The 15,342-nt window shown below is 44.8% G+C and carries 15 protein-coding genes; 5 read left to right on the top strand and 10 right to left on the bottom strand.

The features are described from left to right. Nucleotides 1-3 precede the first annotated feature (3 nt). The 3 genes from ppa (at nucleotide 4) to panD (ending at nucleotide 4,000) form a co-directional block, all read left to right on the top strand. A complete protein-coding gene (gene ppa / locus JX580_RS08705) occupies nucleotides 4-528 on the top strand; it encodes an inorganic diphosphatase (protein ID WP_248850154.1) in 525 nt (174 codons plus the stop codon). Between the two features lie 145 nt (nucleotides 529-673). Next, nucleotides 674-3,469 carry a phosphoenolpyruvate carboxylase gene (ppc, locus tag JX580_RS08710; protein WP_432758402.1) on the top strand — a complete coding sequence of 932 codons (2,796 nt, stop codon included), beginning with the start codon at nucleotides 674-676 and terminating at the stop codon, nucleotides 3,467-3,469. A 141-nt stretch (nucleotides 3,470-3,610) separates the two neighbouring features. After that, nucleotides 3,611-4,000, top strand: a complete 390-nt coding sequence (panD, locus tag JX580_RS08715) for an aspartate 1-decarboxylase (protein WP_248850156.1) — start codon at nucleotides 3,611-3,613, stop codon at nucleotides 3,998-4,000. 94 nt (nucleotides 4,001-4,094) lie between these two features. Here panD and JX580_RS08720 read toward each other — a convergent pair whose 3' ends face one another. From JX580_RS08720 to pcnB, 6 genes are read right to left on the bottom strand one after another with little or no spacing between them, the layout of a single operon-like run. After that, nucleotides 4,095-4,865, bottom strand: coding sequence for an OmpA/MotB family protein (locus JX580_RS08720; RefSeq protein WP_248850157.1), 771 nt, complete (start codon nucleotides 4,863-4,865; stop codon nucleotides 4,095-4,097). Then, entirely contained in the window at nucleotides 4,865-5,632 is a 768-nt protein-coding gene (locus JX580_RS08725; protein WP_248850158.1) for a motility protein A, read from the bottom strand. The genes JX580_RS08720 and JX580_RS08725 overlap by 1 nt, the downstream gene beginning before the upstream one ends. Nucleotides 5,633-5,676: 44 nt before the next feature. Then, nucleotides 5,677-6,534 carry a pantoate--beta-alanine ligase gene (gene panC, locus JX580_RS08730; protein ID WP_248850159.1) on the bottom strand — a complete coding sequence of 286 codons (858 nt, stop codon included), beginning with the start codon at nucleotides 6,532-6,534 and terminating at the stop codon, nucleotides 5,677-5,679. Nucleotides 6,535-6,538: 4 nt separating this feature from the next. Next, complete coding sequence (gene panB / locus JX580_RS08735) at nucleotides 6,539-7,333, bottom strand: 3-methyl-2-oxobutanoate hydroxymethyltransferase (protein ID WP_248850160.1); 795 nt, start codon at nucleotides 7,331-7,333, stop codon at nucleotides 6,539-6,541. Nucleotides 7,334-7,356: 23 nt separating this feature from the next. Beyond that, on the bottom strand, nucleotides 7,357-7,836 hold the full coding sequence (folK, locus tag JX580_RS08740; RefSeq protein WP_248850161.1) for a 2-amino-4-hydroxy-6-hydroxymethyldihydropteridine diphosphokinase: 480 nt from the start codon (nucleotides 7,834-7,836) through the stop codon (nucleotides 7,357-7,359). Then, nucleotides 7,820-9,214: a polynucleotide adenylyltransferase PcnB gene (pcnB, locus tag JX580_RS08745; RefSeq protein ID WP_248850162.1), complete on the bottom strand. Its 1,395-nt coding sequence runs from the start codon at nucleotides 9,212-9,214 to the stop codon at nucleotides 7,820-7,822. Before pcnB ends, folK begins: the two co-directional genes overlap by 17 nt. Nucleotides 9,215-9,368: 154 nt before the next feature. Here pcnB and JX580_RS08750 point away from each other — a divergent pair, with 154 nt between their 5' ends. Continuing rightward, complete coding sequence (locus JX580_RS08750; protein WP_248850163.1) at nucleotides 9,369-9,773, top strand: SufE family protein; 405 nt, start codon at nucleotides 9,369-9,371, stop codon at nucleotides 9,771-9,773. Between the two features lie 81 nt (nucleotides 9,774-9,854). Here JX580_RS08750 and htpX read toward each other — a convergent pair whose 3' ends face one another. The 4 genes from htpX to gatC form a co-directional block, all read right to left on the bottom strand. After that, complete coding sequence (htpX, locus tag JX580_RS08755) at nucleotides 9,855-10,754, bottom strand: protease HtpX (protein ID WP_248850164.1); 900 nt, start codon at nucleotides 10,752-10,754, stop codon at nucleotides 9,855-9,857. Nucleotides 10,755-10,879: 125 nt separating this feature from the next. After that, the gene (gene gatB, locus JX580_RS08760) at nucleotides 10,880-12,310 is read right to left on the bottom strand and encodes an Asp-tRNA(Asn)/Glu-tRNA(Gln) amidotransferase subunit GatB (protein ID WP_248850165.1); all 1,431 of its coding nucleotides are present in this window, start codon (nucleotides 12,308-12,310) and stop codon (nucleotides 10,880-10,882) included. Beyond that, a complete protein-coding gene (gene gatA / locus JX580_RS08765; protein ID WP_248850166.1) occupies nucleotides 12,310-13,770 on the bottom strand; it encodes an Asp-tRNA(Asn)/Glu-tRNA(Gln) amidotransferase subunit GatA in 1,461 nt (486 codons plus the stop codon). The genes gatB and gatA overlap by 1 nt, the downstream gene beginning before the upstream one ends. A gap of 11 nt (nucleotides 13,771-13,781) precedes the next feature. After that, nucleotides 13,782-14,069 (bottom strand): Asp-tRNA(Asn)/Glu-tRNA(Gln) amidotransferase subunit GatC, encoded by a 288-nt coding sequence (gatC, locus tag JX580_RS08770; protein WP_248850167.1) that lies wholly within the window; start codon nucleotides 14,067-14,069, stop codon nucleotides 13,782-13,784. A 212-nt stretch (nucleotides 14,070-14,281) separates the two neighbouring features. On the opposite strand from gatC, the gene JX580_RS08775 reads away from it, so the two are divergent. Then, nucleotides 14,282-15,322, top strand: a complete 1,041-nt coding sequence (locus JX580_RS08775) for a rod shape-determining protein (RefSeq protein ID WP_248850168.1) — start codon at nucleotides 14,282-14,284, stop codon at nucleotides 15,320-15,322. Nucleotides 15,323-15,342 lie beyond the last annotated feature (20 nt).

The raw sequence follows: 15,342 nt of genomic DNA on the forward strand, positions 1-15,342 counted from the left end.
ATTATGGGTTATGCAGCAGTTACCGCAGGCCAAGACCTGCCGAACGACATCAATGTGATTATTGAAATTTCAGCCTTTGCTTCACCAATCAAATACGAAGTCGACAAAGACACCGACCTAGTATGGGTTGACCGTCTACAAGGCGCAACCATGGCCTATCCGGCGAACTATGGCTACATTAACCAAACGCTTGCCAATGATGGTGATCCGGTCGACGTGCTGGTTGTTACCCCGCACCCTCTTATGGTTGGCTCTGTCATTCGTTGCCGTCCAATAGGCGTTTTAAAAATGACCGATGACGGCGGTGAAGATGCTAAAGTTATAGCCGTTCCAGTGAACAAGTTGACACCTATCTACAAAGATATTACCGCGGTAGAACAAATTCCTCTGTTGAAAGAACAGATCGAACATTTCTTCAAACACTACAAAGATCTAGAGCCAGGAAAATGGGTTAAGATTGATGGTTGGGAAGATGTCGAATCAGCTAGAAAAGAAATCTTAGAAGGCGCTAAGCGCTACCAAGCTTAAGTCTTTTCCAACACGCGTTTCACCGCTTAACTCCCGTTTTTTACGAAAACGGGAGTTTATCCACCTTCTCTTCTTTATACGAATCGGTCTATTTCTGCTATAATCTTGCAAACTTTTCACAGAAAATGAGATTTCCATGGCTACAATGACGACGCATGATCCACAAGATAAACTATTACGCGCCCGTGTCAAATTACTCGGCGGATTACTCGGAGAAGTAATTGAAAACCAAAACGGTGCTGAAATGCTCCAAGCCGTTGAAAAGCTGCGCAAAGGCTATATTCAACTGCGCAAACAAGAAGACCCAGCTTTAAGAGCAGAATTACAAGCCTTTATCGAACAACAAAATCCAGAGTCACTAATTATCATTATTCGTGCATTCAACCTCTACTTTAGTCTAGCCAACTTAGCTGAGGAGGAGCATCAATATCATGCTCGCCAGAGCCAGTTAAAATCCGACGGCCCACTCTGGATGGGTTCAATGCTCGAAACCATTTCCCAGTTCAAAAACAATGGGATGACAGCAGAACAGTTGACTACATTGCTAAGCAAGCTTGACTATATTCCAGTGTTTACCGCACACCCTACCGAATCAAAACGTCGTGCTGTCATGGAAAACCTTCGCCGGATCTTTGTTACCCTTGAGGGATTGAATGAAGCAGATAACTTCCAAAACCCCTACGCACGCGATGAAGTAACCAAAAAATTAAAATCTCAAATTCAAGTGCTATGGAAAACGGATGAAGTACGCCACAGTAAACCTACCGTTAGCGATGAAATTCGCAATGGCATTTACTATTTCCGTCAATCGTTATTTAAGTCCGTGCCGCAGGTTTATCGTTATATGGAACGCGCACTGGAACGCAACTATCCAGGCGAAAACATTGAAACGCCAAACTTCTTAACTTTTGGTTCATGGATTGGCGGGGATCGAGATGGCAACCCGTTTGTAACCCACCAAACTACTGAACATGCGCTTTTTTTACAATCACGCGCTGTCCTCTATGAGTACAAGCGACGTTTGTTTGAGTTAAGTGCCGTTTTAACCCATTCTCGCTATATCGCCAATATTGACCAAGAAGTGTTAAACCGAGCGACAATTGTCGATGTTGACCTTCTTGAACTGGTATTCCACAAGCGATCCGAACGGTTTAAAGACGAACCCTATCGTCGTTTACTCTATTTAATGCATGGCCGTCTTCAACAAAACCTTGACTACCTAGAAGCCAGGCTCAATGATGATAGATTGGCGCAAAAAGGATGCTTTGCTTACCCGAACGAAACTGAATTTTTAGCCGATCTGCAACTGATCTATCAGTCACTTTGTGGTCACGGTGACCAAAGCATTGCTGATGCAGAATTAAAAGACTTGATACGCCTAGTACAGACGTTTGGCTTCTATCTAATGCGACTGGATATCCGCCAAGAATCCACCGTTCATACCGATGCTGTCACAGATTTACTGTCACATCTTGGCGTAGATTATCCGAGTTTATCCGAAACCGAACGCTTAGAGCTTTTGGCCGAGCATGTTGGGTCAGCTACCATAATCGACACCCAACACCTTGCATTAAAAGACATGACGCGTGAAGTGCTTGAAGTCTTTAACGTGATTCGTGAAATGCGAAAAGAAATAAGCTATAAGGCTTTTAATAATTACGTTATCTCGATGACTCATGAAGCCAGTCATGTAATGGAAGTCCTGTTTCTTGCACACCAAGCAGGCCTGGCTGGTTATAACGCCGGACAACCCTACTGTGATATTCACATTACCCCTTTATTTGAAACTATTGAAGACCTGGGGCATATCGTACCGGTCACTTCAGCGCTGCTGAATAACCCAACCTATAATGCACTGTTAAAATCATCAGGCAACCAGCAAGAGATTATGCTGGGTTATTCTGACTCCGCTAAGGATGGGGGTAATCTATCTTCAGCTTGGAGTCTTTATCAAGCCCAGCAACAAATCATGCAACTCGCTGATGAGTCAGGCATAGACTGTCGTTTATTCCATGGTCGAGGCGGCACGATTGGTCGTGGGGGCGGTCCTACACATATTGCGATTCTATCTCAGCCTACAGGCACCGTCAGGGGTGCAATTAAATTCACCGAACAAGGCGAAGTATTATCTTATAAATATAGTAATGCTGAAACGGCTACCTACGAACTGTCTCTTGGCGTCACGGGTCTTATGAAAGCAAGTACCTGCTTAGTTCAGCCTATAGAACAGGATCACGCTGAGCACCTTGAAATTATGCATCAGTTGGCACGTGATGGCGAATATGCCTATCGAAAACTAACCGACCATACCGAGGGCTTCTTTAAGTTTTTCTACGAAGCAACACCCGTAAATGAAATTGGACTTTTGAATATTGGTTCACGCCCATCACACCGTAAAAAGAACAACCTTAGCAAAGCCTCGATTAGAGCCATTCCTTGGGTATTTGGTTGGGCACAGGCCCGACTTACCTTCCCAGCTTGGTATGGTACAGGCTATGCACTTGAAAAATGGGCAGAAGAGCATGGTGAAGATAAACTAAAGCAAATGTATCAGCAATGGCCGTTCTTTAGAGCCCTGCTTAGCAATATTCAAATGGCTTTATTTAAAACGGAGTTAAAAACCGGCAAGGAATACAGTGAACTTGCACAGGATGCTGAACAAGCAGCATTAATCTACAATATGATTGCAGATGAGCATCAGCGTACGGTTAGTTACAGCTTAATGGCGAGTGAAAACCCTTACCTTATGGCTGAAACACCCACTAATGCGTTATCACTCAAGCGCAGAAACCCTTACCTAGATCCACTCAACCACATCCAAATTGTACTTTTAAAAAGATATAAATCTTTGGATGCGAGTGATTCAGAACGAGAAGTCTGGTTAAGCCCATTACTTAATAGCATTAACGCCATTGCGGCAGGAATGCGAAATACCGGCTAATAACCTCAAATTAACTTGGGTGATATTTTTTGCATTGCCCAAGTTATTTTTATTCCTGAAACTTTCGGTTATAATTACCGCTCATTTTTTGCTCTTAGCACTAATTTAAATGTGCTTATTAACGGATAACGAGAATTTAGCATGCAAATTACCCTCTTAAAATCCAAAATACATCGAGTGACGACCACTCACTCTGAATTGGAGTACGAAGGCTCATGTGCTATTGACGGTCATTTACTTGATACCGCTGGTATCCGTGAGTATGAACAAATCCAAATCTACAATGTTCGAAACGGTGCACGTTTTACAACCTATGCAATCCGTGCTGAAGAACATTCTGGAATCATTTCTGTCAATGGCGCTGCTGCGCACAAGGCTTCGCCTGGAGACCTGTTAATTATCGCCACCTATTGTGTTCTTGATGAAAAACAGGCGGATAACTTCAAACCGATACTGGTCTATGCTGATGATAAAAATGGCATAAGCCATACCCGTAACGCGATTCCAAAACAGCTAAAAGCAGCGGTTTGATTTAAAAGCTTATCTCAAACCAAGCCTAAACCTCTATCTATAAAAAATAGTTTTAACCCGAATACTTGATGGATTGTGAAGCATTCGGGTTAGCTTAATAACTTGTATCCAACCCCGACGCATCAATTTGCTGCGCTATCTGTGCTCTAAGCGATTTTTCTTTAGGCTCAATAATGATTTCAATACGCCTATTAGCTGCATAGGCTTCCTCAGTATCCCCCTCCATAAAAGGATGGGTATCGGCAAGCCCGATTGCCATCGCTTGATGAGGAACTATCACCCCATCAGCAAGAAACTGAAGAATCACCGCCGCCGCACGCGCACTCGACAACTCCCAGTTGGAACGATAGCGCCCTCCTCGGATAGGCACCGGGTCACTATGCCCAACAACCTTAACATTAACATCTTCGGTAATAATGCCACTAAATCGTCTTAACATGGCAACAAACCGAGGATGTAAATCCGATTGTCCCGAGTTAAACGAAATGGTTTCAGGAAAAATAATCTTAATCTGCTCTTTTTCTGGATCAAAATGCGCTACGACCTGCTGCTGATCCAACTCTCTGGAGAAGTCGGTTTGAATCGACTCATAAAGTTTAATTAAACTTTCAGGGGGTGTCGCTTCATGAATAATTTCAATTTCAGTAGGGTTGAGTGGCTCTAGATAGGTCTCTTGGATCACCGACAGCTCAGGCGACTTGGTTAAGGCTTCGGTTAACGAACGCAAAGCCTGCTCATACTTTGCTTGGTCAACCTCCGCGACAGTGAACATCAAAATAAAAAAAGCAAGCAGCAGGGTTACCATATCGGCAAAGGTCATCAACCAAGGCATTTTTTGACGGCATTTTTTGACCCGTCTAGCCATTAAGCTTCATCCTTTTGTTTACGACTTGCCGAGTCAAGATACGGCTTTAAAATATCACGCATCACGGCTGGGTTAACCCCTTTAGAAACACAATCAATCGCATCTATAATTAATTTCTGACGATGCGATTCACCATTTGCCCATGACTCAATCTTATCAGCAATAGGTAAAGCAAATAGGCTGGCAATTAATGCCCCATACAGAGTGGTTAACAACGCGACCGCCATCGCCGGACCAATTGAAGAAGGGTCACTCAAATTGGCCAACATTTGAATTAAGCCTACCAAAGTACCAATCATGCCAAAGGCAGGCGCAGCCTCACCAATCGCCCGAAACACCCCTGCGCTGGTCTCTGTTTTCTCTATAAACAGGTCATTCTTCTCTCGCAGAGTATCTTGCACCATGCCCGCTTCATAGCCATCAATCAACATTCTGACACCGTCTTTGTAAAACCGGCTATCTACCTCATAGTTTTCCAACGCCAATAATCCATCCTTACGAGTAATGCGAATTAAATCCTCCGTGACATCAATCAACTCTCCTAGGTCACGAATTTCTTTGGTCACTTTAATGGCTGAGAAGGAGTCACCGAAAGCAGATAAGGTATCTTCCATTGAATAGCGAATCATAGTAGCGGCCATAGTTCCACCCACTACCACCATCATGCCGGGAATATTGACAAACAGCGTGATAGACGACCCCATCATCATCGCTGACAAGATAATGATTACCCCAAAAACTAAACCAATCAGTGTAGAAATGCTCATTTTTGAACGCTAGCCGTTATTCGTTGCATTAAAAATAGTCCTATCTATGATTTTAAATTAATTTCAATATTATCCAACAACCGAATCCCACCAAGACGCGCTACCGCAATCAGTGTCATCGAATCCTGTAACTGAGTCAATGGCTTTAGGCTAGTTGGGTCAACAATAGAAAAATAATCAACCTGGTCAAACCCCAGACTAAGCAGTTGATTGACCCCAGTTTGGCACAGACTAGATAAGTCCGCGTTACCTGAAAAACAGGCCATGGCCGCATCCTGCAACACAACATAAAGCTTTGGCGCAATTTGTCTTTGATCCACAGATAAATATTGATTACGCGAACTCAAGGCCAAGCCGTCTTGATCCCTAGCTATTGGCGCTTTAACTAATTCGACAGGCCAGTTCAACTCAACAACCATCCGCTTAATGATCGTCCACTGCTGGAAATCTTTTTGTCCAAAAATCGCCAAATCAGGTTGCACCAAATTAAATAACTTTGCCACCACGGTACAAACACCATCAAAATGTCCTGGTCGAGCCGCGCCTTCCCAAAGAGCAGCGAGTTCAGGATCAGCCTGCACACGTGTCGATATAGCGCCAGATGGATATAGCTCTTCAACACTAGGACAAAACAACAGGTCACAGCGCTGACTTTGTAATTTAATCTGATCTTGATCTAGGGTACGCGGATAACGGGCAAAGTCCTCCCCCTCACCAAACTGTAAAGGATTAACAAAAATACTCACGACGACCCTATCAGCCTGTTGTTTTGCGATATCAACCAAGCCTAGGTGCCCCTGATGTAAATTACCCATGGTGGGAACAAAGCCGATTTTAAGCCCGTCTCGCCTCCACTGCTTAATTTGCTCACGCAAAGTTTGAACACGACTTACTGCTATCATTTCACTAGTCCGCCATCTCATGCTCTGCCGCAGGAAATGCCCTTGACCTCACTGCTTGTGTAAAATCCATCATTGCTTGCGAAATAGAACCCGCATCGGTTAAAAAGTTTTTGCTAAAGCGCGGGAGTTTTCCAGGAGTCAAACCCAATAGATCATATACCACCAACACCTGTCCATCGGTGTTAGAACCCGCACCAATGCCAATAACCGGAATCGTTAGCCGCTGACTAATACGTTCAGCCAAGCGAGAAGGAACACATTCTAAAACCAACATATCTGCCCCAGCTTGCTCAAGCGCCTGAGCATCTGCAAGTAATTGCTCTGCAGCTTCTTCATCACGACCTTGAACACGATAGCCTTTCTTAAGCACTGATTGCGGCAGTAAACCTAGGTGACCACAAACAGGCACACCTAGATCACTCAGTGCACGCACAGCCGGTATAACACGTTGACCACCTTCTAACTTGACCATGTCTGCCGACGCTTCTTTTATCAAGCGAGCACTATTTTCCAAGGTTTGTGAAAGCTGGCTATCCGCCATAAAGGGCAAATCAACAATACACCAGGCCTGGTTATTGGTGCGCTGAACGGCTTGAGCATGATAAATCATCTGCTCGAGGGTTACTGGCAAGGTGTTAGCATGCCCCTGCACCACCATCCCCAGCGAATCCCCAACCAATAACACATCAACATCGGCTTGATTCGCCCAGTGTGCAAACGCAGCATCATAGGCTGTCATACATACAATAGGTTGCTGGGCTGACTTACACTTCTGTAAATAAGCGAGGTTACGCTTCATAGACTTCCTTCTATTGATTAAATCTAAACCACATAACGGCTATTTAACTGCATGATAATGTTCTGTATTTGACCCCGTCCAGGAATCATCACATCAGGCCATAATTCGGCAAGTGGCAATAAAACAAAATCACGCTCAGTTAAAAATGGATGTGGAACAGTTAAATTTGGCTGATTAAACTGTTGATTACCGTACAGCAGTATATCCAAATCAATCAAGCGCTCGCCCCAATGGCGCAATTTAACTCGCCCCTGACGCTTTTCAAATGCTTGTAACAACGCCAGTAAATGCTCTGGTGTTAAATCGGTTTCAAATACTGCCGCCGCATTGACAAAATCCGGCTGATCTTCGGGCCCCAAAGGTTTAGAATGAAAATAACTCGAACAGCGAAAGTTTAAGACATGCGGACTAGCACGCAGTTTATTACAGGCTTCATCAAGCTGTGATGCCGGGTTAGATAAGTTACTGCCCAAACCTACCGCAACCTTAGTCCATTTCACCATCGGCGTCTCTGCTTTTGCGTCTAAAAAGGTTACGATTAGCCGGCTTACGTTTCCTTGGTTTTTTATCACGCATTGGCCTAATTTCATTGGCAAACGCAACCTGGGCAACCGGGTCTTTTTCTTGATACTCTGTCCACCAATTAAATAACTCAGCTAATTCACTTTCACCCGCCGCCAAACGTATGCCGATAAAATCATAAGCCGCTCTAAAACGGGGATGAGCGCGTAACTGGGCGGCCTTCGGACCAAAACGTTTAGGTAAACGGAACTGCAGATTCCAGATATCTCGCACCTGCGAACTAAAGCGCTTAGGAATCGCAGTACGCTTAACCTGCTGTTCAATAACATCATTACAAGCTGCGAAAAAAGCATCTTGCGGAGACAGCCCCGCACTTAAATGAAGATCACGACGCTGCATCATCGGTTCCCATAAAAAAGCGGCAAACAAAAAGGCCGGATTAACCGGTTTATCTTCCCTTACACGATTGTCTGTGCTTTTCAATGCTTCAATGACTAACTGCCGCGGGAAATGCTCTTGCTCACTTGCAAGCAAAGCATCGGTTAAGGGAAATAAACATTTAAACAAGTCATAATGACGCAATTTTTCAAAAACTTCTAAACCGACACCACTATGGAAAAGCTTGATCACTTCATCAAACATCCGTGCATTCGAGACATCAAGCAATAAACGCCCCAGTTCAAATAGAGGCTTTTCCGTTTGAGCTTCGATATTAAAACCCAATTTTGCAGCAAAACGAACAGCTCGAATCATCCTCACCGGATCTTCATGGTAGCGTGTACTAGGATCACCAATCAACCGTAACTGGCCGGCCTTTAAGTCCGCTAAGCCATTGACATGATCTACCAAGCTAAAATCGCGAATATCATAGTAAAGTGCATTCACCGTAAAATCACGACGCCACACATCTTCTTCCAAAGTGCCATAAACGTTATCACGAATCAAACGACCGGTTTGATCCTGCTGACGTTCTTTACCATCATCTTCACCACGAAAAGTCGCCACCTCAACAATTTGTCGCCCAAAACGTACATGAGCTAAGCGAAAACGTCGACCAATTAACTGACAACGATGCTTAAAAACGTCTTTAACCTGTTCTGGCTTGGCATTGGTAACAATATCAAAATCCTTAGGTTCAAGGCCTAGCAATAAGTCACGCACACCCCCACCAACTAAATAGGCCTCATAGCCCGCACGCTTTAAATCATAGAGCACATCGAGCGCTGAATTATCAATCGCTTTACGCGATATACCATGCTGATCACGAGACAACCTAAGAGCTGACGGCTTGACTTCTGCCGTTACCAATGGCGCTGTTGCACTAAAAAATCGAGTTATTTTTTTCAAAATACCGGGCATTATTGTTCTTTCAAGAATAAATAAAACGTCATTTTAGCAAGACTGGATTGAAAAGTTTGATTTTAGTGATTTATCCTTGATAAAACTTGAGTCAATCAAAGCTTATCCGTTAGAATCCAACTACTAAATAAATATTAAATGGCTGCATTACAAAATGAACATACAACAACAAGACCTAGTTAAACGACTCAATTACTTTGAAAACTGGAAAGACAAATACAAATACATTATCGATTTGGGTAAACAGCTCCCCTCTTTTCCAGATGAACTTAAAACTGAGGAAAACCGAATTCATGGTTGCCAGTCTCAAGTTTGGATCGATATTCAACAACAAAATGGTCAACTAAAGATACAAGCGACGAGTGACGCGGCGATTGTAGCAGGCCTGGTTGCAATTCTACTGCGAGTCTATGACGGATTAACACCTCAAGAAATTATGCAAACACCCCTCGATTTTCTGGCTGAAACCGGCTTGTTACAACACCTATCACCTAATCGTTCAACGGGGCTCTATCACATGATAAAGCGCATTCAAGCCGAAGCCCAGTCACGAACCTAACCAAGGTTTAATAAACCTAGACAATAAAAAACCCAGCAAAGCTGGGTTTTTTATTTAATCTTAATGAAAACCAACTAAATATTAAGCAATTTTCAATTCTTCCTGACGGGTTGCTTCTAACGCCGCAATACGATCTTCAAGTGGTGGATGCGACATAAACAACGCACCTAACTTGCTAGGGCGGTTTGAGATACCAAATGCCGCCATTTGATCAGGTAACTCACCCGGCTGCATCATTTGTAAACGACGCAAGGCCGCAATCATGTTCTCTTTACCAGCCAAATAGGCGCCACCATTATCCGCATGGAACTCACGACGACGCGAGAACCACATGGTAATCACACTTGCCAAAATGCCAAAGATGATCTCAAAAATAAACGAAGCAACATAATAACCAATACCATGCCCTGATTCATTTTTAAGGATAATACGGTCAACAAAGTGACCGGCAATACGTGCGAAGAAGATAACAAAGGTGTTGACTACACCTTGCACCAACGCCATCGTAATCATGTCACCATTGGCAACGTGGGCGACTTCATGACCCAGTACAGCCTCTACTTCATTGCGTGTCATCTGGCGTAGTAAACCGGTTGATACGGCAACCAGTGCCTTGTTTTTGCTCATCCCGGTAGCAAAGGCGTTTGGATCCGGCGCATCATAAATCGCCACCTCTGGCATACCAATACCTGCTTTTTCAGCTTGACGACGCACCGTATCTACTAGCCATTTTTCATCCGCGTTACGCGGATTTTCAATAACTTGTGCGCCGGTCATTTTCTTCGCCATAAACTTAGATAATGCCAAAGATACAAATGAACCGGCAAAACCAAACACCGCAGCAAACACTAACAAGTTGCCTAAATCTAGATCAACTCCATTAGCCTGCAGGGTTGAACCCACTCCAAACAAGCTTAGAACAATCGACGCCACCGCAATAACCGCGATGTTTGTCAATAAAAACAAACCAATACGTTTCATGGAAACACTCCTCCTTGAATAAAACGTGATTAAAAATTTACCTTAGCTAATATAAAGATTTTTTATGAGGATTCAAGAGCCAAATAACTTTTAGCGCAAAAATCCTCAATTTAAATGGCAACAAACTAACTCAATTTTTGCTTTAACAATTCATTAACCTGCGCCGGATTCGCTTGGCCTTTCGACTGTTTCATGACCTGACCGACAAAGAAGCCAAACATTTTTTCTTGACCACCTTTATAGGCCTCAACCTGTTTCGCATTCGCTGCCAATACCTCATCAACAATCTTTTCAATCGCACTTGAATCCGTAATCTGCTTCAAACCTTTGGCTTCGATTACTTGATCCGCGCTGCCTTCGCCGGCCCACATTGCCTCAAACACCTGTTTGGCGAGTTTGCCGGAAATGGTGTTATCGACAATTCGCATCACCAGGCCTGCTAACGCTTGCGCACTGATCGGTGAAGCTTCAATCGATAACTCATCGCGGTTTAGTGACTTAGCCAGTTCACCTGAGATCCAATTAGCACAAAGCTTCGCATTCTGGTCACCCGCTGTCGCCAGCATGGTTTCGAAATACTGCGCCATGGCTTTCGAGGAGGTGAGTAGATTGGCGTCGTATTCTGACAAGCCATAATCCGCAACAAACCGCGCGCGCAAAACCGCCGGCAATTCCGGCAGACTTTGACGAACGGCTTCAATATCGTCTTGCGTTACGATGACCGGTAACAAATCCGGGTCGGGGAAGTAGCGGTAATCATTCGCCTCTTCTTTAGCGCGCATACTGCGTGTTTCGTCTTTATCGGCGTCGTATAGACGAGTTTCCTGGACGATTTTACCCCCCGATTCAATAACGTCGATATGACGATCGACTTCATAGGCTATCGCCTTTTCTACAAATTTAAATGAGTTTATGTTTTTTAGCTCGGTACGCGTGCCAAAGGGGTCACCCGGACGACGAATCGACACATTGACATCCATACGGAACGAACCTTCTTGTAGGTTGCCATCACAAATGCCAATAAACTGCACCAGCTCATGAATCGCTTTAGCATAAGCAATCGCTTCAGCCGCGGAGCGCATATCCGGCTCCGACACGATTTCCAGTAGCGGTGTGCCGGAGCGGTTTAGGTCGATTCCCGTCATGCCGTGAAAATCCTCATGCAAAGATTTGCCCGCATCTTCTTCTAAATGCGCACGGGTGACGCCAATCATTTTTTTCTGACCATTGACCTCGATTTCAATTTGTCCCTTACCGACAACCGGCAATTCAAATTGAGAAATCTGGTAACCTTTGGGGGAGTCTGGATAAAAATAGTTTTTACGCGCGAACACTGATTTTGTCGGCACTTCAGCGTTAATCGCCAAACCAAACGCAATCCCCATTTCCAAAGCACGCTTATTCAATACCGGTAACACGCCCGGCATTGCCAAGTCAACCAAGCAGGCCTGGCTATTGGGCTGCGCACCATAAGCGGTCGAAGCGGCTGAAAAAATTTTGGATTTGGTTGCTAATTGGGCATGAATTTCTAAGCCTATTACGGTTTCCCACTGCATTATTTATCTCCTACCCAGGCTGGTCGTTGTTGATGCCAGTTTGTTACTTGTTGATACTGATGGGCCACGTTTAATAACTTCGCTTCACTGAAATACGGCCCCACCAAATGCAAACCGACCGGACGTTGGTTAACAAACCCAGCCGGAATCGACATCGCTGGCAAGCCGGCCAAATTGACCGGAATGGTGTACAAATCCGCCAAATACATACTAATCGGGTCATCGGTTTTTTCGCCGATGTTAAACGCCACCGTGGGCGCAACCGGCCCCAAAATCACATCACACTGCTCAAAGGCACGCGTAAAGTCATCACGCACCAACCGACGCACTTTTTGCGCTTTCAAATAATAGGCATCGTAATAACCGGCTGACAAGGCATACGCCCCCACCATAATCCGGCGTTTTACTTCGGCACCAAAGCCTTCGGCGCGAGAACGGGTATAAAGGTCGTTTAAGTCTTTCGGATCAGCGCAACGATGACCAAAACGCACCCCATCATAACGCGATAAATTCGATGAGGCTTCCGCAGGTGCCAACACATAATAGGCCGCTACCGCGAGTTTTTGGTTAGGTAAACTCACCTCAACCACTTGCGCACCCAGTTTTTCGATCTCAGCAATCGCTTGTTTAACACTGGCCGCCACTTGCGGATCTAAACCTTCACCAAAGTAATCCGAGGGCACGCCGACTTTTAAACCTTTCAGTGATTGATTAAGTTGAGCAGTATAGTCTGTGGGTTCAATTTGCATACTGGTCGAATCACGTTGATCAAACCCGACCATCGCATTCAGCAACCAAGCACAATCTTCCGCAGACATCGCCATCGGCCCGCCTTGGTCAAAGCTTGAGGCGTAAGAAATCATGCCAAAACGTGATACTGCGCCATAAGTTGGCTTTATACCTGAAATGCCACAAAATGCCGCCGGTTGACGAATTGAGCCACCCGTATCTGTTCCGGTCGTAAACGGCACCAGGCCTGCTGCCACCGCCGCGGCTGAACCGCCTGATGAGCCCCCAGGCACCGCACTTAAATCCCAAGGATTTTTGGTTGCACCGTAAAAACTGGATTCGCTGGATGAACCCATCGCAAATTCATCCATATTGGTTTTACCCAAAATCGGCATCCCCCTATTTTTCAACTGGGTTACAACATGCGCATCATAGGGTGCAACAAAGCTATCCAACATTTTTGAGCCACAACTGGTGCGCACGCCATCGGTGCAAAAAATATCTTTATGCGCCATCGGAATTCCGGTTAACACATGGGCGTCACCTTGCGCAATCTTCTGATCCGCCTGCGCCGCCATCTGCAACGCCAACTCAGGCGTTTGCGTGATAAAACTATTAACTTGGGTATCGAGTTTAGCAATACGGTCTAAAAAATAGTGCGTTAGCTCAACCGAACTAACTTGCTTAGACTGCAGCTGCTCACTCAGCTGCTTAATGGAATATTGATACATAAATTCTTCTCTCACTCTATGACCTTAGGCACTAAGTACAAACCGTTTTCAGTCGCCGGTGCAATCGCCTGAAACTTTTCACGCTGATCCACTTCGTTAACCAAATCCTCACGCAAGCGTTGAGTTTGATCTAATGGGTGCGCCATTGGCTCAATACCATCGGTATTCGCTTGCGACAACTGAGAAAATAAATCTAAAATATTCGACAACTTAGCCCCCACTGCATCCAACTCATCCGCCTCAACAGCGATCGCGGCTAAATGAGCGATCTTTTTTACCTCTGCCAATTCTAATGACATATAACGTCTCCTGAAATACTCATACCAAACAACCTTTAGTCAATGAGCAAGCCAACAATCAAAAAATGGGCTTAAATTACCACATTGTGAAGCGTTGTTCAAAATTAAGCCACGTTAAAAACGCATTTGATAAGTTTTTTGAATAACCACCCTTAATATAGTTTAAAATGTAACGATTTAGTTTTTCCTCCCACCATGCTAGGAAGTCAAATATGTTCCGTAAAATTATAGGTTTGTTTTCAAATGATATTTCAATCGATTTGGGAACAGCCAACACCCTGATTTATGTTCGAGGCCAAGGCGTAGTATTAAATGAACCTTCTGTTGTTGCTATCCGTGACAATGGCCGCGGTAACCGTAGTATTGTTGCGGTCGGCAATGAAGCCAAAAAAATGCTTGGCCGTACACCTGGAAATATTAGCGCAATTCGTCCTCTTAAGGATGGTGTAATTGCAGATTTCCATGTCACCGAGAAAATGCTGCAGGCCTTTATTCGTAAAGTACATGAAGCCAAGTTTTTTCAACCTAGCCCACGCGTACTTGTTTGTGTGCCATGTGGTTCAACCCAAGTAGAACGTCGCGCTATTCGTGAGTCCGCTGCAGGTGCTGGAGCGCGTCAGGTATTTTTAATTGAAGAACCTATGGCCGCCGCAATTGGCGCGGGCATGCCAGTGAGTGAGGCCAGCGGATCGATGGTCGTTGATATTGGTGGCGGCACTACCGAAGTCGCTACCCTATCTTTAAACGGTATTGTTTACTCTGACTCTGTTAAAGTCGGAGGTGACCGTTTTGATGATGCTATTATCAAGTTTGTTCGACGCAACTACGGCATGCTTATCGGTGAAGCTAGTGCTGAAAAAATCAAGCATGAAATCGGTACCGCCTACAGCGAGGCTGAACCTAAGACAATTGAAGTCCGCGGACGAAACCTTGCAGAAGGCGTACCTAGAAGCTTTATTTTAAACAGCAATGAGATTTTAGAAGCCTTGCAAGACCCCCTCTCCTCCATTGTTGGTGCGGTTAGAACAGCACTAGAGCGCACGCCCCCTGAACTCGGTGCCGATGTAGCGGAACATGGTATTGTCTTAACAGGCGGCGGTGCTTTACTTCGTAACCTAAGCACTCGCCTGAGCGAGGAAACGGGGGTACCCGTTATTGTGGCCGATGATCCGCTTACCTGTGTGGCTCGCGGTGGTGGTCGAGCGCTAGAAATGATGGATGAAAAAGGTATGGACGTGTTCTCACACGATTAATCCTTTATTTAAATGCCAAA

This window comes from Thiomicrospira microaerophila, from assembly GCF_023278225.1.
In the GTDB taxonomy this organism is placed as follows: Bacteria; Pseudomonadota; Gammaproteobacteria; order Thiomicrospirales; family Thiomicrospiraceae; genus Thiomicrospira; species Thiomicrospira microaerophila_A.

What these genes read in the sequence shown, in the direction of transcription:
- panD (WP_248850156.1), top strand. Translation starts at nt 3,611, where the DNA reads ATGCAAATTACCCTCTTAAAATCCAAAATACATCGAGTGACGACCACT.
- JX580_RS08725 (WP_248850158.1), bottom strand. Translation starts at nt 5,632, where the DNA reads ATGAGCATTTCTACACTGATTGGTTTAGTTTTTGGGGTAATCATTATC.
- gatB (WP_248850165.1), bottom strand. Translation starts at nt 12,310, where the DNA reads ATGCAGTGGGAAACCGTAATAGGCTTAGAAATTCATGCCCAATTAGCA.
- JX580_RS08750 (WP_248850163.1), top strand. Translation starts at nt 9,369, where the DNA reads ATGAACATACAACAACAAGACCTAGTTAAACGACTCAATTACTTTGAA.
- pcnB (WP_248850162.1), bottom strand. Translation starts at nt 9,214, where the DNA reads ATGCCCGGTATTTTGAAAAAAATAACTCGATTTTTTAGTGCAACAGCG.
- JX580_RS08775 (WP_248850168.1), top strand. Translation starts at nt 14,282, where the DNA reads ATGTTCCGTAAAATTATAGGTTTGTTTTCAAATGATATTTCAATCGAT.
- gatA (WP_248850166.1), bottom strand. Translation starts at nt 13,770, where the DNA reads ATGTATCAATATTCCATTAAGCAGCTGAGTGAGCAGCTGCAGTCTAAG.
- panB (WP_248850160.1), bottom strand. Translation starts at nt 7,333, where the DNA reads ATGAAGCGTAACCTCGCTTATTTACAGAAGTGTAAGTCAGCCCAGCAA.
- ppa (WP_248850154.1), top strand. Translation starts at nt 4, where the DNA reads ATGGGTTATGCAGCAGTTACCGCAGGCCAAGACCTGCCGAACGACATC.
- gatC (WP_248850167.1), bottom strand. Translation starts at nt 14,069, where the DNA reads ATGTCATTAGAATTGGCAGAGGTAAAAAAGATCGCTCATTTAGCCGCG.
- ppc (WP_432758402.1), top strand. Translation starts at nt 674, where the DNA reads ATGACGACGCATGATCCACAAGATAAACTATTACGCGCCCGTGTCAAA.
- folK (WP_248850161.1), bottom strand. Translation starts at nt 7,836, where the DNA reads ATGGTGAAATGGACTAAGGTTGCGGTAGGTTTGGGCAGTAACTTATCT.
- panC (WP_248850159.1), bottom strand. Translation starts at nt 6,534, where the DNA reads ATGATAGCAGTAAGTCGTGTTCAAACTTTGCGTGAGCAAATTAAGCAG.
- JX580_RS08720 (WP_248850157.1), bottom strand. Translation starts at nt 4,865, where the DNA reads ATGGCTAGACGGGTCAAAAAATGCCGTCAAAAAATGCCTTGGTTGATG.
- htpX (WP_248850164.1), bottom strand. Translation starts at nt 10,754, where the DNA reads ATGAAACGTATTGGTTTGTTTTTATTGACAAACATCGCGGTTATTGCG.